Below are 25812 nucleotides of genomic sequence, written 5' to 3'. Positions count from 1 at the left end.
AATACCCTCCTTCGTTCTCAATGCTTTCTAAACTAATCCTTCTTTGATTAATAATGCTCGTAGCTGTTCCAACGTTATTGGCTGTTGTAGTTGAGAGCTATATGTGTCCACTATTGCCTTTTTTGCGTTTTTGTATTTATTAACATTGGAAAATTTCCCAGGTATCATATACATATCGGATAGCTCGAAGGCCTGTTTCGATTCGTCCTCCGTCATTAGTTCCTCATACATTTTCTCTCCTGACCTTGACCCAACTATATCTACAGTCACCGCATCTTTTGCTATCTTCAACTTTTTACATGTCTCCTCAATTAAAATAGTTACCAGATCAGCTAGTTTCACAACCGGCATTTTTAAAACAAAAATCTCTCCACCTTTTGCTTCTTTTAAAGCCTGTATCGTTAGATTTGCTGCTTGACTCAATGTCATCATAAAACGTGTCATTTCTCTGTCGGTAATTTGTACCCGCTTATTTTTTTCAATTTGCTCCTTAAAAAGAGGGATCACTGATCCTCTTGAGCCCATAACATTTCCAAATCGGACGCAAGAAAATACGGTAGTTCCCTTTTTTCCGCTCTGCTCTACAGAAGCGAACAATCTTTCAGCGATTAATTTGGTTGCTCCATATGCGTTTGTAGGCGCAATAGCTTTATCCGTACTAGTAAAAACGACCTTTTTTACGTTTTGCGCAAGTGCTGCTTTAATTACATTATTCGTTCCTTGAACATTTGATTGTACTGCTTCAAACGGATTGGCTTCACATAAACTAACATGCTTCATGGATGCTAAATGAAATACATAGTCGATATCTTGCATTGCAGCAACTAAACGATCGTAATCACGGACATCACCAATCATAAAGCGTAAATTATCTTTATTTTCCATCTCATGTTGCATCTGGTATTGCTTATATTCATCCCGACTTAATACTTTAATCATGCGTGGATTCTCAATGAGCACCGATTGAACAATACGCCTTCCAATCGTCCCGGTTCCTCCAATAACCAATACTTGTTTATCTCTAAAAAACATATTAGAATCCCTCTTTCTAATATCCATATACCAAATTAATCCTGTAGGTTTTTCACATTTCTATATATGTATATTTTCTAAACAGTTTTCAGTTAACGACAATGACCTATGAACGAAAACATTTTCCATATTATTGTTTTACCACTCGTTACTTATCGTCATTAGACCCCCATCACGAACAAAGGCGCAAGCGCCCGGTTAGCAACGTAGCAACTGGAACGAAGCAACGAAAGTTTTAGGAATCATGCTCCTGCAACAGGAGTATGCCGACGCCTGACACCAAGCCCGCTCTAAGGCGGCCTTCCTCTTAACCACGAAACCAATGATGACTTATCGGAAGGCGCCTTCGTGAAGTCTCCTAGTTGCTGGACGCATGCGCCGGATGTAGCTATTCCGTTAAGTCTGTATGCCCAAAGGCAACAATTTTTATTCTTTTCTTATCTTTCAAGCAAAAAACAGCATGAACGACATTTATTTTAAAAAATAATTGTTTTATCATTTATTGGATTTGGAATAGCAATTGCCATTGCAGATGGGCTAACTATTAAAAACATCTGCAAATTCAAAAACCACTTTTGTAAATATAACGGATCTTTTTTAGAACAACGGATAAAAATAAAGGGTTGTTGAGAATAGTTCCAAAGGAGGACAGAGTTATTTAAAAGTTTGGCATTCAAGAGTTCATGGTGGAGCTTCAAACTACCATTTTTGCTTTACATTTCAAGTCCACGCCTATGTAGTAAAAGCAAAGATATTTTGCATTATTCAAGGTATATAAAGACACCTAGTTATTTTTCACATTTTTTATCTTTTAAATCTATATATATTTTTGATTAGAAGTGGCACGAACAGAAAAGGTAGGCAATTAACAGAGGAATTGTAGCCCTTGTACATTGTGGACTATTGATAATGAGGAAATGTTTTATATAAGAGATCCAAAAGCCTTGCAAAACATGAAGAATAATTAGAAAAACTTGGTATGTCGCCAAGTCTTACGGGGAAGCCTTTGTTTTTCTTATACTATAAACCAAAAAAATCTTATACTTTCCTATAGTGCAAAGAAAAACTCATTAGCTTTTTTCACCTTGAAGCGACATAAATCACTGCCTATCCATAACATAATTAAAGCGCCATCCGTTTTGTGTTCCCCTGTTTTGATGATTACGCTATTTATTTGAGCAGGCTATTGACGGCGTAAAAAAATAAAAAAAAGGGTTGACTTTTTCATAAATCTCTATTACCATTGTTTCAACAAATTAAAATATTTAAGTAATGACGAAGAGTAGTAATCTAGCGTTACACTTTAGAGAGCTGATGGCAGGTGAAAATCAGTGTGATAGCATTAGATGAATGGACTTCCGAACTTCCAAACCGAACCATTTTGTAGTAGGCTTTGGCGAATTCGTCTCATCGTTACCTGAGACAAATAGCAAATGTTACTTCTTTTTGCTATTGCCAGAGTGAACTGCATTGCAGTTAATAAAGGTGGTACCACGGTCCCCCGTCCTTTTCGTGACGAGGGACCTTTTTAATTGTCTAGAAACCTGGTGGATAGGATAATCATTTTTGTATTGCATTTATCCATACAGCTCCAGCGCTCGCCCCTGGAGGTAGCTTCACTCCTTCTACCAAGCGATCAGCCTTCTTGTGAGGCTGCTTGGTCGGGGATGATCAAGGCGCTTCCAGTTTTTATGCAAGAATAGATTTATACATGGTAGGTCATTTTTTGAAAAAGCTGTTACTTCTAGTTTTTTAAACTTAAATTAAAAAAATCGATGCGTAAGAGGAGTAAGCTTGAATGAAGCGTTTTTAGAGAACTAGTGATGGTGGGATGCTAGTACGTGGAATCAAGCTGAATGGACTTACAAGAGGCTTCCTGAACTATATAGTAGGGAAGCACGGAGTTCCGCCGTTATACGGATAGGATATCGGAATGAAAAGGTGATATCATTTTTGTTACTTTTCTAAATTCCCGTATCTGAAAAGATGAAAAGCGATATGCTTTTTAAAAGAGGTGGCACCGCGGTCATCTATCGTCCTCTAATAACATGAATCATGTGTTATTAGAGGTTTTTTTATTGTCTGGGCTAGTTCCATCCATATAAAGTTATCAACCAACGTTAAAATCAATAAAACCCTATTCAATTACTCTACACCAATCCAAAAAAAGGAGTGAAAAAATGAAACATTCGTTTAAAAAAGCTCCATATCGATTGTTAAAGTTAAACGCTGATACGTTAACACCAATTCAAATTTATATGCGCTTAACCGCAAAGAAGAAATTTCTATTGGAAAACACGTTTGAACATGAAACGAAAGGAACGTATTCCTTTATTGGCTGTGATCCTTATGAGGAGGTAATTGGCATTGGAGAACAGACAACAGTATTTAATTATCGAACAAATAAAACGACCGCTATGAAGCAGCATGCACTGTCTTATTTGGAGCAAGAGCTCCCAAAAATCAATCTTGATTTACCAGTCCCCTTTTACGGTGGTGCGGTCGGCTATATAAGCTATGATGCTATTCGTTCTATGGAATACATCGGCGAGAGATTAACGAATGATTTAGCTATGCCTGACTTTCACTTTATGTTAGTCCAAAATCTCATTGTTTTCGATCATACTACGGAGACGGTCTACCTTATAGCAATATGTTTGCCTGATAACGAAGACAGCGATTTGGATAAGCAATTAAGCGATCTCAAAGAGCAATTATTAAAGCAACGTCCCTTGAAACAATCAACAACGAATTTACGCTTTCAACCAGAAATAGAAAAAGATAGATTCATCGAAAAAGTAAAGCAGGCAAAAAAATTTATTGATCAAGGGGAAATATTTCAAGTTGTTCTTTCACAGCGGATGAAAGCACATTTAAATACGGATCCATTCTCGTTTTATCGCCAATTGCGAAAAGTAAATCCGTCCCCTTATATGTTTTATATCGATTTTTTCGATTATTGCTTACTTGGTACTTCACCAGAAAGCCTCATTCAGACAAACGGAAAGTCGGTTATAACCAATCCCATTGCCGGTACTAGACCACGCGGTAAAACAAGAGATGAAGATGAGGAGAGGATGAAGGAGCTGTTAAATGATCCAAAGGAAATTGCCGAACATCGAATGTTAGTTGACTTAAGCAGAAATGATCTTGGGAGAGTTTGCGAAATTGGCAGTATCACTATCCCCACATACATGGCGATCGAAAAATACGAACATGTTATGCACATTGTATCTAAAGTGCAAGGCAGGTTAAGAAATGACAGAACCCCATTTGACGCACTCCGTTCCTGTCTTCCCGCAGGAACGGTTTCTGGGGCACCAAAAATAAGAGCAATGCAAATTATTAATGATTTGGAAGACTTTGAACGGGGGGTATATGGGGGAGGGATAGGTTTTATTAATTATAATCATGACATTAGTATCGCCCTTCTGATCCGATCACTCGTCATTAAAGAAGACCATGCGTATTTACAAACAGGGGCTGGAGTTGTCTTTGATTCCGATCCGGAAAAGGAATATGAAGAAACATTATTCAAAGCAAAGTCGCTTACGGAGGTGCGAACCAATGATTTTATTGATTGATAATTTTGATTCTTTCACCTTTAACATTTATCAATATGTTGCGGAAACCGGCTATGATGTACATGTAGTCCGCAATAATCGCATTTCTGTTAACGAGGTCAACGAGCTCTGTCCAGAAGCCATTATTATTTCTCCAGGACCAGGGCTGCCACAGCAATCCGGTGCTTGCCTTGATATCGTTAAAACCTTTTATACAACGTTGCCTATTCTTGGTATTTGTTTAGGCCATCAAATTATTGGTGAAGCACTGGGCGGAAAATTACGACAGGCAAAGCAAATTATGCATGGTAAAACATCGTTCGTAACTCACAAAGGACTTGGGATTTTTCAATATTTATCACAACCGCTTAAAGTCATGCGTTATCACTCCTACACGATCGAACCAGCTTCTTGCCCGCCACAGTTGGAGATTATGGCAACATCTATGGATGATCATGAAATAATGGCTATTCAACACCAAATTTATCCGGTGTATGGTCTGCAATTTCATCCAGAATCAGTAGGTACAACCGTCGGAAAAAAAATGATTCGTAATTTTGCGGATGATGTAACTACTAGGAAAATTTCCTACCATACTCGAGTGAAGGCTAGCTTCACTCCATATGACGGGGAATTTTCCCCTAAAAAATAGAAAGCTACATTTCCAAAAAGAGAGGAGATTAAGTATGAACGTTTATTTGAAGAAGTTAATCCAAGGGAAAAATTTAACTGCTGATGAAATGAAAGATGCTGCCTTTTCCTGCCTTAATAAAACCGTTACGGAATCACAAATTGCTGCACTATTAACTGCTTTACAAGCAAAAGGGGAAACTGCTGATGAGGTCAGCGGATTTGTCGAAATGATTCGTTCTCAATCATCCTTTCAGATCAAACCAGAAAAATCCGTTCTTGATACCTGTGGAACTGGGGGTGATATGTCAGGAAGTTTTAATATTAGTACGACATCCGCTTTTGTTATCGCTGGTTGTGGGGTGACTGTTGCAAAACACGGAAATCGCCGTGTTTCAAGTAAAACAGGTAGTGCCGATGTTTTAGAACGCTTAGGGATTTCTTTATTTTTTACCAAAGAACAAATCGAAGAAGCGTTAGCTGAAAATAATATTGCCTTTCTATTTGCTCCACATGTACACCATGCTTTAAAACCGTTTGTAAAGGTGCGAAAAGATCTTGGCTTGCCAACTATCTTCAATATTATCGGTCCATTAACAAATCCTGTGGAGTTAGACTCGCAAATTATTGGGGTGTATCAAAAGGAAAAACTGGAAGTTGTTGCACAAGCCTTAAAAAATATGGGAAGAAAACGGGCAATTGTTGTTACCGGAGCCGGCGGAATAGATGAAGCATCACTTGCAGGGAAAAATCATTTTATTTTACTCGAAAATGAAAATTTAACTCCATTTACACTCCATCCTGAAGAAGTAGGCTTACCCGTTTATCCGCTGAAGGCTATTAAAGGAGGAAATGCCAAAGAAAATGCCTTGATTACTCGAAGCGTACTCAAAGGAGAACCTGGCGCTTATATGGATACGGTTCTGTTAAATGCGGGGATCGGTCTTTATGCTCACGGTACTGCTACAACGATTCAATCAGGAATTGAAATGGCAAGAGAAAGTATTCTGTCAGGTAAGGCATTAGCAAAGCTAAACGGTTTAATCTCCATGAGCAAAAAATATACAAATGAGGTGGTTTAAATGACAATATTAGAAACGATTATTGCTAAAAAGAAGCAGGAAGTAGCATCTCTTTTACAAGAAAAACCGACATTTATTACGACTCAGCAGCCAGTTCCCTTTAAAAGCCGTGTAACCGCAGCTAAAAACTTACAGATTATTGCAGAAATCAAACGGGCTTCTCCTTCCAAAGGGGATATCTGTACAGAAGTTAATCCTGTAGAACAAGCTAAACAATATGAAGCTTGCGGTGCTACCGCCATTTCCGTACTTACAGATAAGACTTTCTTTAAAGGGTCCATGCAAGATTTATCTGATGTAGCAAACGCGGTACATCTACCTGTGCTATGTAAGGACTTTATTATCCATCCAATTCAAATTGATCAAGCCAGAGCAGCCGGCGCTTCCATTATTCTATTAATTGTAGCTGCTTTATCAAAACAGCAGCTACAGAATTTATATGATTATGCAATTGAAAATAATTTGGAAGTTATTTGTGAGGTGCATGATCAGTATGAACTGGAGGCAGCACTTGAATTAAATCCGGAAATTATCGGGATCAATAACCGTAATTTAAAAACGTTTACGGTTACGATGCAAACAACTGAAAAACTCGCAAAACATGTGAAAAATAAAGATATTTTAATCCTTAGCGAGAGCGGAATTCGCTCTATGGAGGATGCCATAACAGCGAGCAATGCTGGGGCAGAGGCTTTGCTTGTCGGAGAAACGCTTATGTGTTCAACAGACATTCCCGAGACATTCCAGCAATTACAAGTAAACAAACAAAAGAGGAGGCCGCTGCATGTTCGTTAAAATATGTGGAATTCAGTCTGTAGAAGCTGCAAAAGCTGCTGTGTTAGCTGGAGCAGATCTAATTGGCTTTGTCTTTGCACCTAGCAAACGGACAGTAACCCCTGAACAAGCGAGGTTAATTGCTAAAACAATTCCAAGTTCTGTAAAAGTAGTTGGCGTGTTTGTAAATGAAAAAATAGACACAATGAATGCAATCAAAGCACAAGTACCACTTGATTACATCCAATTACACGGGCAAGAGCCAGCTAGTGTAGCTTTTCAAGTAAATGTTCCGATCATTAAGGCTTACTCCATTGATAAACTAGAGAAGCTGGAGCAAATAAGCCTTGAGGCATATCCTTGCGATTATGTATTAATTGATAGTCCGACAAAACAATATGCTGGTGGAAGCGGACTTCCCTTTGATTGGGGCCGGCTAAAAACGAATCGCTTTCCTCAAGAAAAGTTAATCATTGCCGGAGGACTTACACCGACAAATGTAAAACTGGCGGTTAAAACGTTAAAGCCTTTCGGAGTGGATGTATCAAGCGGTGTGGAAACAAATGGTGAAAAAGATCCGAAAAAAATAATTCAGTTTATTACAAAAGCGAAAGGAATGGATAAAAGCGATGACAACGTATACGGGGCCTGATCATAATGGAAAATTCGGAAATTTTGGAGGGAGATTTGTACCAGAAACATTAATGCCTGCACTATTAGAATTAGAAACTGCCTATGAGCAGGCGGTCAAAGACCCTGAATTTATCACAAACATAACCAGCTATTTACATCACTATGTTGGCAGAGAAACTCCGCTCTACTTTGCCAAAAACTTAACACAAGCTTTCGGGGGGCCGAAAATTTATTTAAAACGTGAAGATTTGAATCATACAGGCGCCCATAAGATTAACAATACCATCGGGCAGGCATTCCTTGCACTTCGAATGGGAAAAAGAAAAATTGTAGCAGAAACTGGTGCTGGACAGCATGGTGTAGCTACAGCTACCGTTTGTGCTCTGCTCGGTTTAAAATGCGTTGTCTTTATGGGTGCAGAAGATATACGCAGACAAAAGCTCAACGTCTTCCGCATGGAGTTATTAGGAACGGAGGTTCGCAGCGTATCGAATGGAAGTGCAACGTTAAAGGATGCAGTTAATGAAGCTTTAAGATATTGGGTTACTCATGTTGAGGATACGCATTACATCCTTGGTTCTGTTGTAGGTCCACATCCGTTTCCAAAAATAGTCCGTGATTTTCAAGCTGTCATTGGTAATGAAACGAAACAACAAATGTTGAAACAATATGGATATTTACCAGATGCTGTAGTTGCGTGTGTTGGGGGCGGCAGTAATGCCATGGGAATGTTCTATCCTTTTATTGAGGAAGCGCAAGTGAAACTTTATGGCATTGAAGCGGGTGGTGCTGGATTAAATACAAATCAGCATGCATCTGTATTTCATCAGCCGAAACCTGGTGTTTTACATGGGACATTAACAAACCTGCTCCAAGATGAGCATGGACAAATCCAAGAAGCATATTCTATTTCTGCCGGTTTAGATTATCCCGGCGTAGGACCTGAGCACAGTCATTTACATGCTACCAAGCGCGTAAATTATGCGGCTGTAACGGATATAGAAGCAATTCATGCTTTTCAACAATTATCACTAACAGAAGGGATTATTCCAGCGCTTGAAAGTGCGCATGCAATAGCCTATGTGAAAAAGCTGGCACAAGAAATGGATAAACATCAATCCATTGTTGTCTGTCTATCTGGTCGCGGTGATAAAGATGTGGAACAAATTAAGCAAATACTGGAGGAGAAAGCAGATGGGAAAACGAAAACTCACTGATTATTTACAGCAACTACAAGCAAAGGATAAAAATTTGTTTGTCCCCTATATCATGGCTGGAGATGGCGGACTGGATAAACTAAAGGAACGTATTCTCTTTTTACAGGATTGCGGAGTTGCCGCAATCGAAGTTGGCATTCCATTTTCCGATCCAGTGGCTGACGGGTCAACGATTCAAAATGCAGGTAAACGATCACTTAAACGAAATACAACATTGGCTGCTGTTTTAGACACACTTGCCTCATTTAAAGATAAGCGGCAAGTCCCAATTATAGTAATGACTTACTTAAATCCCGTTTACGCCTATGGCATGGAGAAATTCGCCAGAACTTGTTCTCAAGCTGGTGTTGATGGGGTAATTGTTCCCGATTTACCTCTAGAAGAAGAAGATTTATTGACAAATATGCTAACAAAATATGATATTGCATGTATTCGTCTGGTTGCCTTAACCAGTCCTAAAGAAAGAGTCGATGCATTGATTCGTAGATCGGAAGGCTTTCTGTATGCAGTTACCGTCAAAGGAACAACAGGCTCAAGAATATCTTATGAAAACGAAGTAAACACCTATTTACAAAAGCTAAAGGAGCAAAGTGATGTCCCTGTATTAGCTGGCTTTGGTGTATCCACAAGTGAACAGGCACAAGCGTTAGCCTCCTGCTGTGATGGCGTTGTTGTTGGAAGCAAAATCGTAGAGCTATTCAACGAACATCAAACAGATGAAATAAAGAAGCTTATTGGCGAAAGTTTATAACTCCCTCCAGGTGGAGAAAGATCGAGATTTATATCCATCTATGTTTCTAATCGTAGGTTAATTCACCAGGATCGGCGATTACATTTGGCCTTATATTTTTCAACTATAAGAACGTTCTGGTTAAAAATGATCAATTTACAATCCTAATCCGCCAATTGAAAGTATAGATCCTTTTCTGTATCTAGTAATCTGTCTGTTTGTGTAGATTATACGTATACACTAGGATTTTCAACGTCGATTCCGGCCAATATCCAATTGTATAATAATCTCTTTCATGGCGCCAAACCTGGGGATTAGTTATATCACCAAACATTTATGATGTTGTTTTTCCTAATGATCCCGTTGGATATAACATAACATTTTCCCCACCTGCCATGTCGTTAAATGCGTTTGATCTCGTAGATAACGTTTCTACACCTATTGTGTAACAAAACGTCATCTTTAATGTTAATACTACGTTTTGATGTGTACACGCACAAATAAATTGCCACTGTATATAATACAGTAAGCAAATTAAATCAGGGACAATGAAGTCCCTGATTTATTAATCAACTATCTTATTCGGAGGAATTGTTAAACTCTTTAAGCATATTAACAATTTCTCCAAAAGATTCTTTATTCATCTTACCTTTTTTATATCCGTCTTCTTTTAAAAATAATAAGACAATGACGATGGCAGCAATTGACAAAGCGTTAGCTTCATTCTTTACGATTACATTTGGATTTCCATTATTTTCGAATTTAGTACGATCGTTCTGAGTTTGGCCTTGCGCTTGCCCTTGCTCTTGCCCCTGTGCTTGACCTTGTTCTTGCCCCTGTGCTTGACCTTGCTGCTGCAGTTGGAATAAGATATCTTTTAAAATCACCTCTAAACGTTTCATTTCTTTCTCCCTTTCAAAGTCACAATGTCTTGAGTAACAACTCATTTTTCCATCTCTCCTTTCTTTATTTACACTAGCAATATATGTTTTTGGAGCTATTATGGAAGGGTATCCATCACTTTAGGATGAAATTGATAAAAGGGACTACCCTTCTTTATCGAAATGGTTATTCAGTACTTTTCTTCGAAACAATTACGTTGCAACAAAGGCGCAGAGCGCCCGTTTAGCAACGTAGCGAGTGGGACGAAGCAACTAAAGTTTTAGGAATCATGGTGAGACGGTGTTGCATGAACCAATGATGACTTTATCATAGGGCGATTCGTGAAGTCGCCTAGTTGTTGGGCGCTCGCTCCGGACGTAGCTAAATAACTTAGTAAGTTTATCCACAGCTGCAAAATTTTATAATTTCCTAGCCAACAAAAAAATCCCCTCTTCAAACTCTTCCTAAAACCATCACATAGGTTCTCCTCAAACTAAGAAGATTCCCTTTTAACTTATCCGTAAAATTTTTCAGTTTGAAAAGATAACTAGTTAACTTTTAAATATTTACGTTATCTATTGAGAATAAATATTTCTGTAAAAAATGGGTAAAACTATTCCTCATGTAGTAAAAGTGGTTTCGCTTTTCCCTGTTGCATACGGCGGTTGAAAACTCCTTCCAGCATCCATTTTGGAATCGCCATGAGCGTTGTCCGAAAAGAAAAAGGCACCGACATTAGTCGGCACCTGTAAAAGGAGAATGTTTCATGGGCAAATCAATACAATCTTGTACGATTTACATTATTATATGCTTATCGTACATTTTAGAATTGGCTTTTTGATTATGGGAGCCATAGGTTTTTTATTTATCTTGCTAGTCTATATGAGAATATCTTCATCATAGAGATTAAACATGATAGATAAATAACTATTTTTTAAAAATATACAATTCGTACAAGCCAATTACTAACAAATACATACACTAATTTAAACGCATCTTTTGTCATGTCATAAGAACCACCCATTAACTTTCAGCAGTATAAACAAAGTGAACGTAAATAACTTGAATAACACAATAGAAAAGAAATGTTGGACATCCAGTTGGCACACGAATAAAAATATCCGGCACTATATCCATGCATACAACCATTTAAGTAGTGTGCAACACTTTTCTTCTATTCTTAAACTACTAAAAATCTTATGGCAGCTTATACTTTTCGTAAAGAGGTGAAACGTTTTGGATTACTGTAAGCCAAAAAAATCATGCAAAATGAAAGACCATTGTCATCCAGAACATTGTGTATGTAAGGTAGTACGAAAAATTATTGAGGCACAGGATCAAATAAAGCGCGCTTGCTGCGATAGTAGCTGCTTCTCATCGATTCAACAATTAAAACAAAAACGCCAAAAACCTTTAAATAAGCATACAACCATTCCATTTCTGCTTTATTGTATTGGTAATTGCAAGCCATTTATTGGAAAAGGATTTTGTAAAAAATATAGTCACCATTATCATGACAAAATTTTTGAAGAAATCGAGTCACCATTTTTCCGAGCTAAAAAAATAGTGGGGAGCAAATGCTGTGTTAATCTAGAGCTTTTAATACCTATTAAAAATGAAAAATCACCTCAAGATTTTGCTACCTACGTTTGTGATGATAGGTATAAAGATAAACTGATAAATAACTTTGTGGCTAGTGGTGTTTGCTTAACAGTTGATCTTGATCACTTCATTGGCATAACCTGTCTTGATCCAATAACTCCACTCTCACCAGACTGCTTCTTAGCTAACTAAATATTTTCTTTATCTCCCGATAAAACTAACGAACATTTAAGAGTTGGAAACAATAAAAGCACAACCAGTGTGGATATATTTTAATCCCCACTGGTTGTTAAATGAAATCATCCTACACAGATCAGATTTATCAAGGCCTTTGAAAGAATATACCACTTCCTATTCCTCACTTTGCGAAGAATCTTTTGATTTTCCTTTTTGCTTTTCTTCCTTCATTTCGTCACGTAAATCTTCGAGTGGAATATCATCCACATGCTGTTGTTCAGTGAACTTATCCAATTTGGTCCGATCTTCTTGTATGTCTTTTCTTTTTTTATACGATTTGCTCATCTACCATCACTCCATGCTTGGCTCAATTTTAAAATAGTGAATGAAGCTTCTAACGAATAATTTATATAGAGTGTATAACCGATTTTTATGCTAACTAAACTTTAAACAAGATGTCTAATCCCCCATATGTTATTCTAATGGTAGGAGGGAAAACAAATGACAGAAAATCATTTTACTATGTTATCAAACTTAGATGATATAGAAGCATTTATTGAACAAAATGAGCTTGCTTTCCTATATATTTCCCGTGAAGCATGCAGTGTATGCCATGGGTTATTCCCACAAGTCGAAGAACTGATGGAAAAATTCCCCAAAATTGCCACAGCACATATAACGGCAGATCAGGTTGAAGAAATCGCTGGGCGCTTTTTCGTGTTCACCGTCCCTGTACTGCTGCTTTTCGTAGATGGCAAAGAATATTTACGTGAAGCTAGAATTGTGCATATGGATTTATTCCACGAAAAATTAGATCAGATTTATAGTCATGTGGTTGGAGCTAAGTAAGCGCCAACCACTGCTATGGTGTAAAACATGTATCCCCTGACATAGACCCGTCTAACAAGAAATAACTTCTGCTGCCAAAACATTCATTTCTTCGTTCTAACTACCTACCTTTCATTCTCATACATCATGTAAATACTTAAATATTTGTTTTCTGCTTCCTTGTTGTCCGCCTTTAATTTACCTTGATAGAATAATTTTTTTTCTTTTAAATCAATCACGTACATTAACGGCAACCTATTTTTCCCATCCATTTCACTATTCATATCATATAGAATATATAGCTTATCATTAATAAACTTTGTATATTTCGTCATAGATGAATTAATGGATTCTGATATCGGAATTTCAAATGGTTCCTCCACTTTTTGTTTAACAAATTGGTAAGGTGTTATTTTTATCTTCCCTTCCTGTTCATGAATAAAGTATAGCTTTTTAGCGTCCATATGTGCGATTACTTCTTGTTCCAGCAGTTCTTTTGGAACATCGACTGGTAATTTTTCCTGTGTTTCCAAATCAAACAGATGAATATCCACCATGGATACACCATCGACTACTTTTGTGACCTCAATAGCAATATATTTACTCGCACTTAGCTGGTCAGGGTCTTGTAATAAGTACCCCCCTTCATTTTCCGAGTCATCTTCTCCCTTGTTTGAAAATAGTTTTGCTTCACTAATTAATTTTTCTTCCTTAAGATGTAATGTATATAGACGCCATTCGGTGTAATATTCATCTTCCCCTTCATATATGTCATTTTGGGTAACGACGTAAAGCTTGCCATTTATAGCCATCACATCTTGTACGGCCATATAATCATAGTCATTTTGATTCGGAATTTTGATAGAAAAGGAAGTGGTTTTATCTTCCTTTTTATACAATGCCTCCACTTCTAATTCAAAGTTCCCTTGTCCAAACTGGCTGCTGTCCGATTCCGATTTCACATCTGCGTATGCGAGAATGTTCTCATTCTCAAAATAGATTTCAGTATTCTCTGCTTTCCCACGCATAAAACCACGATATTCCTGTTGCAATTCCTTGATTTTCGGGTTCTTTATCACCCCGTTTAGCTTCTCAAAAAAAGAAAGTTGGCTTGCATAAATTCTATCTTCCCCAGCCAGTTGTATTTCTTCAGAAAAATAGTTTTCTCCTTGTACATATCCCTCCATCAACACATCTTCTAACGCCTCATCATTTCCTGCTTGTTTTTCCCATGTATACTTGGGAACCTCTTTCTCTGCAAATGTATGATGCAAGTAAAAAAATCCAATTCCGAACACAAGCAGACATGAGATAAAAATCAATTTCCAGTATCGCTCCACAGCACTTCCTCCTTACACCGTAATTTTCTTTGCCAATAAATAACGACTTACTACTACTGAAGCTACCACTACAATTAAGCCTAAAATGATTTGAACCGTAAGCCACTCAAGTGGATATAAAGACACTTCTTCCGATATCATACTTACAATAAATGGCGACATAAAAAATATCGTTGCTAGCGCTACATATCCGATTGCAAATATCAAGCCTTTCCAACGATAACTACGCTCAATAAGAATTGCCGTAAAAAAGACAAAAACAGCCATCAAACCAGTACTATAGTATAGAACAAATTCAGTAAATGTAGCTGGCAATATCGTATGTAAATATGGAAAAGCTATACTTAGATCAGTGATACTCATCACTGACATAAATTCATTTGGAACCATCCATTCCAGCACAATTCCTGCTATAAATATAAGCAACACTTGTAAAGCGACCAAACCGAGAACCATAGCGAAAATGGCAGTTGCCTTAGCAAAAAACAGATTGATTCTTTGAGTTGGTAACATCAATAAACGATAAATAAAGGTGTTTTTCCCTAACCAATCGCGATACCAAATTAGAAACATATATATGAGTAATGAAGCAATGCAAAACGCAATCGGTCCTAAAAACCAAATCGAGTTCATCCAACCAAGCAAACTTATAGGTCCTGTCTGTTCAATAAAGGTCTGTTTTGACATTCCCTCTTGAAAAATGGCTTTATTTGCTTCACTCATATATCCCTTTGAAACCACGACAACACCAATTAATTGGGAAACAATCGTTAAGCCAATTAACACAAAATAAAACTTGAAAAATCTGCCTAATTCAAATTCCGTTAATCGTAAATAGCTTTTCATGACTTGTACTCCTCTCTCATTACATCAATGACCGACTTTCCTTCTGCTGCACGGATTTCTTCAGTATAAAACTGCTTTTTAACAACACCGTCATCAAGTAAAACGACTTTGTCAATTAAATGTTCAATATCACCAATCTCATGGGTCGTAATAATAACCCCACGATCTTCAATTAGATGACTTGTAAATACATCGGCAATTTGTTCCCTGCTAAACATATCAATGCCTGAGAAAGGTTCATCCATAAGAATATAGTCCACGTCAAGGGCAAGCCCCAGTAATAAGTTGGCTTTCGCCGTATTTCCTTTGGATAGGCTAGAAATTTTCTCTTCTGGCTTTAATTTAAAAAACGATAATAACTCTTGAGCACGATCATCATTCCATGTTCCGTAATAGTCTTTCATAAATTGCATGGATTCTTCGATTGTCATTTGTGGTAATACAGTAATCGCATCAGGAATAAACGTAATATGATTAAACGTTGCGGGCTTTAATTTTTCACCATCAATTAAAATTTCTCCTGTCTTGATCGGGGTTAAAGCCATGATTGCATTCAATATGGTTGTTTTTCCAACACCATTAATACCTATTAGACAAGTAATTTCCCCTTTTTCCGCTGTAAAAGTTACTCCTTTTAACACCTGTTTCCGACCAAATTTTTTGGTGATATCCTTGACTTCAATCATTGCTCATCCCCCTTACCCTCTATTGCTTGCTCATATTTTTCTTGTAAAAGCGTTATAATTTCCTCAAATGGCGCATGTACAGGTTGAACCGTTGCTACAAACTCGTCTACTGCATCCATGATAAGTTCCTCACGTACCGCTTTAAGCACTTGCTCATCTTGCGTAATTTTACTAGGCAAATTTCCTTCCGTATAAATCAAGCCCTGTTCCTCCATTTCTTTATACGCGCGTTGTACCGTATTCGGATTAATCTTTATTTCCCCTGCTAATTCTCGACGGGAAGGGATTTCCTGTCCTGGTTCGAACATGTTCGTCGCAATCTGCTGCTTAAAATAACGAATCACTTGCACATAAACAGGCTCCCTGCGATTAAAATTTATTTTCATAGCAACAGCTCCTATATTTAACTTTGTGTGTATTAATCATTTAATACACTTCACGTAAAAAAATATGTTGAATTAACGTCAATTATCCAAATTGATATCAAAGGACAGCATTTAAAAAAATAACAACTCAAGTGTATGAAACACTTAATACACTATTCAAACTGTATTATAGGCCTCATACACTTCTTTGTCAATGGTTTCTTTCACAGTAAAAATTAAAACAAGTAATCCATCCATCTCTTCCATAAAACTTATTTTTTTAAATGTTATATTTAGACATATCAGCTAGGCATATCATGCAATGAAACTTCTTTACCTATGCTAAAATGAAGATAATTACATCGTCCCTCATGTAATATTTCTGGAACCGCAACCATATTTTCAACACTAGCTGCTTTTTTTAAAGAAGAGCAGAAACCAAGAAAACTTAACTCCAATATTACGAAAGTAAAATGAAGAAGGACCCAATCACTTCATTTCAAGCTGGATTATTTGGATTCATTTCTAATAGAAAAAGAACCGTCAAGAAAGGAACTAACTCATCTATGAAACTCGTATCTTGGAATGTCAACGGTCTACGTGCCTGTATTCGTAAAGGTTTTCTTGATTATTTTAATACAGTAAATGCAGACATTTTTTGCCTTCAAGAAATAAAATTGCAAGCAGGGCAACTCCATTTACCATTAGAAGGCTACCACCAATATTGGAACTATGCCGTCAAAAAAGGCTATTCTGGTACAGCTATTTTCACAAAGCATAAACCACTAGCTGTCTCCTACGGAGTCGGCGAAGCAGTTACTGAAGAAGAAGGACGAATTATCACTTTAGAATTTGAAAACTATTATCTAGTTAATATATATACCCCTAATGCCAAGCGGGATCTCTCTCGACTTGATCACCGTCTGCAATGGGAAGATCAAATCTATACTTACTTAGTCGAACTGGATGAGAAAAAGCCAGTCATTTATTGTGGGGACTTAAACGTTGCCCATCAAGAAATTGATATTCGCAATTACAAAACCAATTATGGTAACTCCGGCTTTACAATAGAAGAGCGGGAAAAAATGAGCCGATTGCTAAACAATGGATTTACCGATACATTGCGTTATTTTCATCCTCATACAGACGGCTTATATACATGGTGGTCGTATATGAAAACCGTACGCGAAAGAAACATTGGCTGGCGGATTGACTATTTTATTGTTTCCAACCGGTTAAAGGAATGTTTATTACATGCAGATGTAGACCTCGATGTGTTAGGAAGCGATCATTGTCCAATCAGACTGGAGTTAAAATAAATGAAAGTGAAATTTTGGGTTATCCCCTAATGAATGTTAAAGGAGGCACCCCTTAAAACCTTATATATCAGCAGTCAACGAAAAATCCCAAAAGTAGTGAAAAAATTAAAACTGACTATTGTACATCAATTTGGCTAATTTCATATTCAACTAGCCCACTAAAGTACATGTGGGCTAGTTCCACTACCATCCTAAAAAATAATGACGCATATACGAGATTCTTTGAGTGGAAGCAAAGTTTGTTAATGTTTTATACGACTTAATCGATAAACACTAATATCAGCCATTACTTTCGTTTTGAATTCTTAAGCACTTCCGATCTTCTCATAAAGCTGAGAAACATATGCTTTTAATAAATTTGCTTTATCTGCCCTTTCCCATGGTAGATTAGGATTATCTTTAAAATGTCCATATACAGAAGTCTTAGAGAAGATAGGCTCTTTCAAATTTAATGACTCAATCATACCCTTAACAGAAAAATCAAATATATATTTGATCATTGCATAAAGTAATTTCTTATTTACTTTCTCCGTGTCGAAAGTATTTAAATAAATAGAAGTAGGGTTTTCAACTCCAATGGTATAAGTAAGGGAAATATTACAACGATCCGCTAACCCTGCTGCTACAATATTTTTAGCTACGTAGCGACACATGTAAGCACCTGTCCTATCCACTTTAGAAGCATCTTTTCCAGAAAAGGCGCCCCCTCCATGAGGAATAATTCCACCATATGTGTCTACCATAATCTTTCTGCCCGTCAATCCTGTATCACCTAAAGGACCGCCAATTACAAAGCGTCCTGTTGGATTAATGAGTAAACTGGTACTCTGCTTTAAGAGTCCTTTAGGAATAACAGGCTTTATCACATTTTGCACGATACCCTCAATAAGTTTATGTTGGTCTATACCATCCTTGTGTTGCGCAGATATAGTAATATTTTTAATCCCTATTGGACGATTATATTCATCATATTCAACAGTTACTTGTGTTTTTCCATCTGGGTTCAAATAAGATAAAGTACCATTTTTTCTTACTTCACTTAACCGTTTTGCAAGTTTATGGGCTAAATCAACGGTCAAAGGTAAGTAACTAGCCGTCTCATTACAAGCAAATCCATACATGATCCCTTGATCCCCTGCTCCTATTTTCTTACAAAAACGAGACTCTATATCGACACCTTGATTAATATCAGCAGACTGCTCGTTGATATTCTTAACAATGATGCACTGATGCCCATTCATTCCCTTTACAGCATTATCATAACCAACAGACACTATCGTATTTCTAGCTATTTCTTCAATTGGAACGATCGCTTTACTTTTTACTTCTCCAGCAATAACTAGCAAATTCCTAGAAATCATACACTCAATTGCAACTCTTGAATCAGGGTCTTGACGTAAGTATTCATCCAAAATATGATCTGATATTTGATCACATAATTTATCTGGATGCCCTTCTGTTACTGATTCAGAAGTGATTTGGGATGTTTCCATTTTTTTCACCCCTTTTATTCATCAAAGGTATCAATAATTCCTACAATGGCAGCGTCGACGATTGCATCTGAACTTTTGGTAATATTTCTAGCTGCACTTCCGAGTGTCACTAAGACATATTCACCCTTGCCGGCGCCCACCTTATCAATTGCTATTACCTCTTGATAAACTTTTTTTGAAGGAATGCGAATCAAATCGACAATCATTAATTTATATCCTGTTAAACTATCTACCTTTTTGGTAGACACTACATTTCCTGCAACTTTTCCAATTTGCATCATTTTCCCTCCTAAAACGCCGTACTTTTAAGTGCAATTCCTAACGGGGTAACATATTTAGGGTGGTCAGCCTGAATAACTTGTAACTGCGTAACAACCTTAAATATCCTCGTGAACTGCGGATACATCATCATCCCACCAACTAAATGTATCGTTTTAACTTTTTTTCCATAATCATTAAGGAATTTTTTCGTAATACTTGCCATTTTCTCTGCGACTGGTTGCATAATTAAAAAATTCTCATCATATTTCGTACTATCTCTCTTTAATATTTCTCCTTCTTCTAAGGTTAGCCCGTAATGTCCAGCTAAAACTAACGTCATATGGGTACCACCAGTTGCTTCGTCTCCCGAATATGCAACTTTTCCATTGTTGAATATACTTATCCCGGTAGTACCCCCTCCAATATCAACCACTGCTCCATCCTGTATATTTAAAACAGCTGCAGCAGCTGTTGGTTCATCGAAAATTTCCGTAACCTCCATACCTGCACCATGAATGACATTTTCAATGATTTTTTTATTGTTGCCAACGGTTCCAGGTGGCACAGCGCCTGCTGCCAAAGTCACCGGCCTTTGAAGCTGATTTTCTGCTTTATTCTTCAAGTGTTTTACAATGGATATTGCTTCCATAAAATGAACTACTAGACCATCTGTCACAACACTCGCATCCTCAGAAGCAACAAATACTGGATGATCACTTTCATCTACTACTACTAAAACAATTGATGACGTCCCTAGATCTATTCCTACTTTTATTTTTGTGTTATCTTCAATGATGACATTTGTAGAACAATTAGCCATTTTGCTAACCTGTTTCAATATCGTATTTGTCCTGTACACATTCTTCTTCATACTTTTTCTCCTCAAAAAAATCACAGCAAAAAATAACGCCATTATACGCTAATCGTTACTTTGTCATAGGTATTATTTTTTCAACGTCGGAGTGGGGTCTTGGAATAACATGTGTAGAAATTACTTCTCCCACATTTTTTGCGGCCATAATGCCTGCATCAACAGCAGATTTTACTGCTCCTACATCCCCTCTTACTAGCACGGTAACCAAACCCGCTCCAATTTGTTTATAGCCGATAATTTGAACATTAGCTGATTTAACCATCGCATCTGCGGCTTCAATGGCTCCAATAAATCCTTTAGTCTCTATCATTCCTAAAGCATCATTCATTTTCTTTTCCTCCTATTGTTTCACTTTTATTTTTCTGGGGACGCGTGTTTGATTTTGTAGTCGTTGTTCTCTTACTAGTTGCACTCACTCGTTTAGACGATTTGGGCTTCGTTTTATTTAGATCATTGTTAGCCTCGGTCGCTTTTTGTGGCGATTTAGATTTCGTTTCCTCTTTTCTATCATTTATTTCTTTTTCTTCCGTCTTTTTGGATTGTTTTTTATTCCCCTTGGCTAATTCTTCAAGATCAGAAGTTTTATTCACAACCTTTTTCCGGGTACGTGATGCCTTTTTTTGGTTAAAAACATTTTTGTGCAGCTCATTTCCATGATCTGCACTTTGAAAAATATCATCGATTGGTCTTGGAATAACTTTAGAAGAGACAAGAGAATTTTTAAAAGCAGCAACTTTTTCCCCTGCCTCTATCGCAGCATTAACTGCTCCTACCTTTCCATTTACAGCAATCATCATCCATCCAATTCCCCTGGTGATGTTTAACTTTGTTAATTGAACATCAGCTGCTTTTAGCATCGCATCAGAAACTTCGATGGAGGAAACAAGTCCCCTTACTTCTATGATTCCTAGTGCGTCCCGCATCCGCTCACCTTCTCACATTAATTTTTAGCACACTTGTACATTTCTTGAATCATTTGATAGCGATTATACCTTTTACGCGCATCTGCTTCATTTTCTTGAAGTAGTTGGTCAGCTTCATGAGCATTCAAATTTTCACTTGTTGCAAACCGCTTTTGAGTTAAAAGAAATCCACGGAAGGCTCCCCAATTTGGTTGTTTTGAATCGAACTTCATTGGGTTTTTACCTTGTAAGATTAAGCTGGGATTAAAACGATACAATGGCCAGTAGCCACATTCTGTTGCTTTTTTCCCTTCTAGCAGCATATTATCTTTGTTACCGTTTAATATGCATGGACTATAAGCTATAATGATGGATGGACCTGGAAACTCCTCCGCCTCCGTTAGAGCTCGAGTGGTTTGCTGAGGATTTGCAGGTAAACATACTTGTGCAACATAAACATGTTCATAGTTCATGGCAAATATTCCAATGTCTTTCTTTGCTTCCCTTTTGCCGCCTGATGCTAACTTTAGATTAGCTCCTTTCGGTGAAGCTTTAGAAGCTTGCCCACCCGTGTTCGCGTATCCTTCATTATCCAAAATCAAAATATTTACATCTTCGCCTTTTGACAGCACATGGTCAATGCCTGCAAAATCAATATCATAAGCCCAGCCATCACCGCCAATGAGCCATTGAGATTTCTCGATTACATAATGCCTTTTTTGATAAATACTTTCCAATATATCTGAGTTCGCTCTTTCTTTATCTATGATAGAGATGAGTTTTTTTGTTAGCTCAAACTGTTTTTGTTTATCAGAAGTACCTACCAACCATTGATTGAAAACATCCTTTACGTGATCCATTTGTAATGGGTTCACTGTTTCTTTCTTTATTAACATCTTTACTTGGTTTTTAATTACCTGATTCCCAATTCGCATACCCATTCCAAATGCGGCATTATTTTCAAACAGGGAATTCGCCCATGTTGGTCCTTCCTTGTCTTGATTTAGGGTATAAGGTACAAATGGTGTCGATCCTCCCCAAATAGAAGAGCATCCTGTTGCATTAGCAATAGATAAACGTTCACCAAATAATTGTGTGAGCAGTTTTATATAGGGTGTTTCGCCACATCCAGCACATGCATTTACAAACTCAAACAATGGCTGTCTGAACTGGTTTTCATAAACCGTATGTCTTGCATTTGTTTTCCAGCAGTCATTTTTTCTAAACATTATGAAATCCCAATTTTGCACTTCACGCTGGACATGGTTTTCCTTTGCCAGCACCATTTTAATCGCTTTATTTTTGGCCGGACATATGGATTCACATAATGAGCATCCTGTACAAAAGTTTGGGTTTACCTGAATTCTAAAGTGTCGGTTTTTATTCTTTTTTTCAATAGAAGTGCTCATTGTAGTTGGTTTGTTTGCATTCTCCTCTTCATTCAAAACAAATGGACGAATAGTAGCATGAGGACAAATAACAGAACAAAGGTTGCATTGTATACAACTCTCACTGTTCCATTCAGGAATTTTATCCGCATAACCGTGATGTTGTTTCCAACTTGTTCCTAAGGGCAGACTTCCGTCGATCATTCCTGAGTCAATGATATCTTCTGTTGTAATGCTGGCTCCATTTAAATTTTTCATTGGGAGAATAATTTTTTCTGTAAATAAATTTTTTACGTGGATAGGCTCCGAATCCTCTTCCAGAACTTCATCACCCATTTCTTTCAACTTTACTTTTTTTATCCAATAAATAGTTTCGCCCATCGCTGCATACATGTTTTTCTTATAAGCAGGGTGCTTGGATAACTTACCTCTATCTAGAATTTCTCGATATGTTTCCTTCGCTTTTTGAAATTCCAAAAAGTTAGTAAGACCAAGCATCGCTGTCATCATAATTGTATTCAAGATGGGACCTAACTCATATTTACGTGCAAGTCTGTTGGCATTAATTATATAGAAGTTTATCTTGCGCTCTATCAAATATTTTTTCACATGGTGAGGTAGCCTTTTATCTATTGCATCTTCCCCCATAGAAGTGTTTAATAGAAAGGTTCCCTCTTCCTGTAGCCCGTCTAGAACATCATATTGTTTCAAGTACTGCTCTTTATAGCAAACTACCATATTGCTTCTCTTCACAAAATAGGACGATTGGATCTTTTCATCGGCTATACGTAGATGAGATAATGTCATATTTCTCGTTTTATTTGGGCTATAATAGAATTGTCCTTGAACATCCTTTTCTGTTTCCTCGCCAATTATTTCAATAAAATGTTCTGCACCAGTTACTGCGCCATCCGAACCAAATCCCCATATTTTCGCCTGAAAAGTTCTCCAATCAGTCAAATCTTCCTCCCCATATCTTTCCAAGGATAGACCTGTCACATTATCATCTATACCGATAGTAAACCTTCTTTTAGGATGTTTTTTTTCAAGTTCGATAAAAATAGAACGGATCTGATCGGGAGTCACTTCTTTTGAACCTATGCCATACCTCCCACCAATTATTTTTGGCGGAATGTCCAAACTGTTACAAGCACTCTGTACATCTAAAAGTAAAGGTTCTCCAGTGGACCCAGGTTCTTTCGTTCGATCTAAAACTGCAATCTTTCGTATACTTTTGGGAATTAAGTTTAAAAAGGTATCCGTAGGGAATGGTCGATAAAGATGAACTGCCAGCAAACCATATTTTTTGCCTAATGCATTTTGTTCACAAACTACTTGCTTAATCGTCTCCTGAACAGAACCCATAGCAATAATGACATATTCAGCATTTTCTGCACCTTTATAATCTACAAGCGAACATTGAGTACCAAACAACGGATTTAATTTGCGAATTATTTGCTTGATGACAGACTCCATGTTCAGGTGAATAATGTTACTAGCCTCACGTTGCTGAAAAAAGATATCTGGTGTTTCTGAAGCACCATATACTTTAGGAGCAAAATTGGACAGGCTATTATTTCTAAAAGCATCTAGCATTTCATCATCTACATATTTGTATAATATGTTATAGCTAGGTACTTCAATTTTTCTAATTTCATGGCTTGTTTGAAACCCGTCAAAGAAATGAAGAATTGGCAGTCTTCCTTTTATTGCAGCTAGATGAGCCACTGTACTAAATAATGCAACTTCTTGTACATTACCTGAAGCAAGCATTACAACTCCTGTTTGTCTTGCCGCCATTACGTCACTATGGTCTCCATAAATACTTAAAGCGCTCGTAGCGATAGAACGAGCGGAGACATGAATAACTGCTGGCAAAAGTTCCCCTACTAATTTATAAAGGGTAGGAAGCATTAATAATAATCCTTGGGAGCAAGTATAGGCAGTTGCCAGTGCACCTGATTTCAACATCCCATGCATTGCCCCTGCAACCCCAATTTCTGATTGCATAGAAATGGTATGGACAGGATAATGAAATATATTGTTCTTCCTCTCTGCAGACCACTTTTCTATTTGTTCAGCCATAGGAGAAGAGGGGGTTATTGGGAATAAGGCGGCTACATCAGTAAAAGCATAAGAAATATAGGCTGCGGCATGATTCCCATTCATTATTTTCTTCATTTTTCCCATCTCCTAGAAGTAATCAGTCCATTCGTTTATCCGCCAATTTTACAGCTCAGTTCCATTCCTTCTACCAATTCCTTTAATATGTTCATTTTTTTATCTGATGGCGGCTCCATGTTTTCCATCTTATAATCATTATCCAGAGAAGCGTATTTATTCGCACCATAACCATGATAAGGAAGTAAATGAACCATCTTTATATCACCTAATTTTTTTGCGATCATAGCAATCTCCGCTATTTCCTCAGGTGTATCATTAAATTTTGGGATTACTGGAACTCGAATGGATAATTCTACATTAGGGTAGTTAGCAATTATTTGTGCATTCTTTAGAATAAGATCATTCGGTTGTCCAATATGTTTATAGTGTTTCACACTATTTGCATGTTTTATATCCAGTAACACTAAATCAAGATGGGGAAGAACTTTCTCTAACGCCTCTTTACTTGAAAAGGCAGCTGTTTCAATCGCGGTATGCCACCCTTCTCGTTGACACGCTTGTAATAACTCCGCGGCGAAATCAGGCTGGGCCAATGCTTCTCCACCAGATAACGTAATACCTCCATTTGATTTGCGGTAATGTATTTCGTCTTTTCTAAGTTCTCTTATGAGTTCCTCTACGGTCATTTCTTTCCCAGTCATGGTTAAAGCTCCGCTAAAACATACATTGGCACACTTCCCACAATCTATGCATTTATCACGATCAATGGTTACTCCAGGTGTAAAGGAAATAGCTCCTACTGGACAAACGGGCTCACATAGTCTGCAATCAATGCAATTTTCAGTAAGAACCATTAATTGGCGTTTAAAATGTTGACTCTCTGGGTTACAGCACCATTCACACCTTAAGGGACATCCTTTAAAGAATACAATCGTCCTTATTCCAGGACCATCATGAACTGAAAAGCGTTGTAAGTCAAAAATAGTTCCTGTTTTATTCTTTATCATTCTCTTTACCCTCCCTCTATAAAGTGAATTCAATCAGTGGGGGTTTTCCTTCATCCA

General features: G+C 37.4%; 24 protein-coding genes and 2 other annotated features. Of the genes, 10 read left to right on the top strand and 14 right to left on the bottom strand.

From position 1 onward, the window contains the following. Positions 1–27: 27 nt before the first annotated feature. A complete protein-coding gene (locus D1839_RS01085) occupies positions 28–1032 on the bottom strand; it encodes an SDR family NAD(P)-dependent oxidoreductase (protein WP_120378037.1) in 1005 nt (334 codons plus the stop codon). A gap of 1263 nt (positions 1033–2295) precedes the next feature. After that, positions 2296–2544, top strand: a binding site (T-box leader). Between the two features lie 254 nt (positions 2545–2798). Further along, positions 2799–3076 (top strand) — a binding site (T-box leader). A 136-nt stretch (positions 3077–3212) separates the two neighbouring features. Here D1839_RS01085 and trpE point away from each other — a divergent pair. From trpE to trpA, 7 genes are read left to right on the top strand one after another with little or no spacing between them, the layout of a single operon-like run. Further along, on the top strand, positions 3213–4616 hold the full coding sequence (trpE, locus tag D1839_RS01080; protein WP_120378036.1) for an anthranilate synthase component I: 1404 nt from the start codon (positions 3213–3215) through the stop codon (positions 4614–4616). Beyond that, positions 4600–5247: an anthranilate synthase component II gene (locus D1839_RS01075; RefSeq protein ID WP_120378035.1), complete on the top strand. Its 648-nt coding sequence runs from the start codon at positions 4600–4602 to the stop codon at positions 5245–5247. The genes trpE and D1839_RS01075 overlap by 17 nt, the downstream gene beginning before the upstream one ends. A 34-nt stretch (positions 5248–5281) precedes the next feature. Further along, positions 5282–6307 (top strand): anthranilate phosphoribosyltransferase, encoded by a 1026-nt coding sequence (gene trpD, locus D1839_RS01070; protein WP_120378034.1) that lies wholly within the window; start codon positions 5282–5284, stop codon positions 6305–6307. Then, complete coding sequence (gene trpC, locus D1839_RS01065) at positions 6308–7102, top strand: indole-3-glycerol phosphate synthase TrpC (protein ID WP_120378033.1); 795 nt, start codon at positions 6308–6310, stop codon at positions 7100–7102. After that, positions 7092–7733, top strand: coding sequence for a phosphoribosylanthranilate isomerase (locus D1839_RS01060; protein WP_120378032.1), 642 nt, complete (start codon positions 7092–7094; stop codon positions 7731–7733). Before trpC ends, D1839_RS01060 begins: the two co-directional genes overlap by 11 nt. After that, complete coding sequence (gene trpB / locus D1839_RS01055) at positions 7711–8931, top strand: tryptophan synthase subunit beta (protein ID WP_120378031.1); 1221 nt, start codon at positions 7711–7713, stop codon at positions 8929–8931. The genes D1839_RS01060 and trpB overlap by 23 nt, the downstream gene beginning before the upstream one ends. Then, the gene (trpA, locus tag D1839_RS01050; protein WP_120378030.1) at positions 8909–9682 is read left to right on the top strand and encodes a tryptophan synthase subunit alpha; all 774 of its coding nucleotides are present in this window, start codon (positions 8909–8911) and stop codon (positions 9680–9682) included. Before trpB ends, trpA begins: the two co-directional genes overlap by 23 nt. A 557-nt stretch (positions 9683–10239) precedes the next feature. On the opposite strand, the gene D1839_RS01045 is transcribed toward trpA, so the two are convergent. After that, positions 10240–10563, bottom strand: a complete 324-nt coding sequence (locus D1839_RS01045; protein ID WP_147358267.1) for a hypothetical protein — start codon at positions 10561–10563, stop codon at positions 10240–10242. Between the two features lie 1216 nt (positions 10564–11779). Here D1839_RS01045 and D1839_RS01040 point away from each other — a divergent pair. Further along, complete coding sequence (locus D1839_RS01040; RefSeq protein WP_120378028.1) at positions 11780–12337, top strand: CotY/CotZ family spore coat protein; 558 nt, start codon at positions 11780–11782, stop codon at positions 12335–12337. 159 nt (positions 12338–12496) lie between these two features. Here the strand turns inward: D1839_RS01040 and D1839_RS01035 are convergent, their stop codons facing one another. Continuing rightward, complete coding sequence (locus tag D1839_RS01035) at positions 12497–12667, bottom strand: hypothetical protein (RefSeq protein ID WP_166554428.1); 171 nt, start codon at positions 12665–12667, stop codon at positions 12497–12499. 156 nt (positions 12668–12823) lie between these two features. Here D1839_RS01035 and D1839_RS01030 point away from each other — a divergent pair, with 156 nt between their 5' ends. Then, positions 12824–13171 carry a thioredoxin family protein gene (locus D1839_RS01030; protein ID WP_120378027.1) on the top strand — a complete coding sequence of 116 codons (348 nt, stop codon included), beginning with the start codon at positions 12824–12826 and terminating at the stop codon, positions 13169–13171. Between the two features lie 104 nt (positions 13172–13275). On the opposite strand, the gene D1839_RS01025 is transcribed toward D1839_RS01030, so the two are convergent. From D1839_RS01025 to D1839_RS01010, 4 genes are read right to left on the bottom strand one after another with little or no spacing between them, the layout of a single operon-like run. Then, on the bottom strand, positions 13276–14490 hold the full coding sequence (locus D1839_RS01025; RefSeq protein WP_120378026.1) for a hypothetical protein: 1215 nt from the start codon (positions 14488–14490) through the stop codon (positions 13276–13278). A 12-nt stretch (positions 14491–14502) separates the two neighbouring features. Further along, positions 14503–15336: a hypothetical protein gene (locus tag D1839_RS01020; RefSeq protein ID WP_120378025.1), complete on the bottom strand. Its 834-nt coding sequence runs from the start codon at positions 15334–15336 to the stop codon at positions 14503–14505. Further along, a complete protein-coding gene (locus tag D1839_RS01015; RefSeq protein ID WP_120378024.1) occupies positions 15333–16022 on the bottom strand; it encodes an ATP-binding cassette domain-containing protein in 690 nt (229 codons plus the stop codon). Before D1839_RS01015 ends, D1839_RS01020 begins: the two co-directional genes overlap by 4 nt. After that, positions 16019–16408: a GntR family transcriptional regulator gene (locus D1839_RS01010; RefSeq protein ID WP_120378023.1), complete on the bottom strand. Its 390-nt coding sequence runs from the start codon at positions 16406–16408 to the stop codon at positions 16019–16021. The genes D1839_RS01015 and D1839_RS01010 overlap by 4 nt, the downstream gene beginning before the upstream one ends. A gap of 545 nt (positions 16409–16953) precedes the next feature. On the opposite strand from D1839_RS01010, the gene D1839_RS01005 reads away from it, so the two are divergent. Continuing rightward, positions 16954–17706: an exodeoxyribonuclease III gene (locus D1839_RS01005; RefSeq protein ID WP_120378022.1), complete on the top strand. Its 753-nt coding sequence runs from the start codon at positions 16954–16956 to the stop codon at positions 17704–17706. Positions 17707–18011: 305 nt separating this feature from the next. On the opposite strand, the gene metK is transcribed toward D1839_RS01005, so the two are convergent. Genes metK through D1839_RS00970 form a run of 7 tightly spaced genes read right to left on the bottom strand, consistent with a single transcriptional unit; the run spans position 18012 to position 25755 of the window. Next, positions 18012–19199, bottom strand: a complete 1188-nt coding sequence (gene metK / locus D1839_RS01000; RefSeq protein WP_120378021.1) for a methionine adenosyltransferase — start codon at positions 19197–19199, stop codon at positions 18012–18014. 14 nt (positions 19200–19213) lie between these two features. Then, entirely contained in the window at positions 19214–19477 is a 264-nt protein-coding gene (locus D1839_RS00995; protein WP_120378020.1) for a EutN/CcmL family microcompartment protein, read from the bottom strand. 11 nt (positions 19478–19488) lie between these two features. Then, positions 19489–20331, bottom strand: a complete 843-nt coding sequence (gene eutJ / locus D1839_RS00990; protein ID WP_158589577.1) for an ethanolamine utilization protein EutJ — start codon at positions 20329–20331, stop codon at positions 19489–19491. Positions 20332–20386: 55 nt separating this feature from the next. Further along, a complete protein-coding gene (locus tag D1839_RS00985) occupies positions 20387–20662 on the bottom strand; it encodes a BMC domain-containing protein (protein ID WP_050351402.1) in 276 nt (91 codons plus the stop codon). Continuing rightward, complete coding sequence (locus D1839_RS00980) at positions 20655–21257, bottom strand: BMC domain-containing protein (protein ID WP_120378018.1); 603 nt, start codon at positions 21255–21257, stop codon at positions 20655–20657. Before D1839_RS00980 ends, D1839_RS00985 begins: the two co-directional genes overlap by 8 nt. A gap of 17 nt (positions 21258–21274) precedes the next feature. Then, positions 21275–24805 (bottom strand): pyruvate:ferredoxin (flavodoxin) oxidoreductase, encoded by a 3531-nt coding sequence (gene nifJ / locus D1839_RS00975; protein WP_158589576.1) that lies wholly within the window; start codon positions 24803–24805, stop codon positions 21275–21277. 35 nt (positions 24806–24840) lie between these two features. Further along, positions 24841–25755 carry a glycyl-radical enzyme activating protein gene (locus D1839_RS00970; protein ID WP_120378016.1) on the bottom strand — a complete coding sequence of 305 codons (915 nt, stop codon included), beginning with the start codon at positions 25753–25755 and terminating at the stop codon, positions 24841–24843. Between the last annotated feature and the right edge of the window lie 57 nt (positions 25756–25812).

The organism is Roseburia sp. 1XD42-34, assembly GCF_009917385.1.
Classification (GTDB): Bacteria; Bacillota; Bacilli; order Bacillales; family Amphibacillaceae; genus Virgibacillus.
This window is presented reverse-complemented; position numbering and strand designations above follow the sequence as displayed.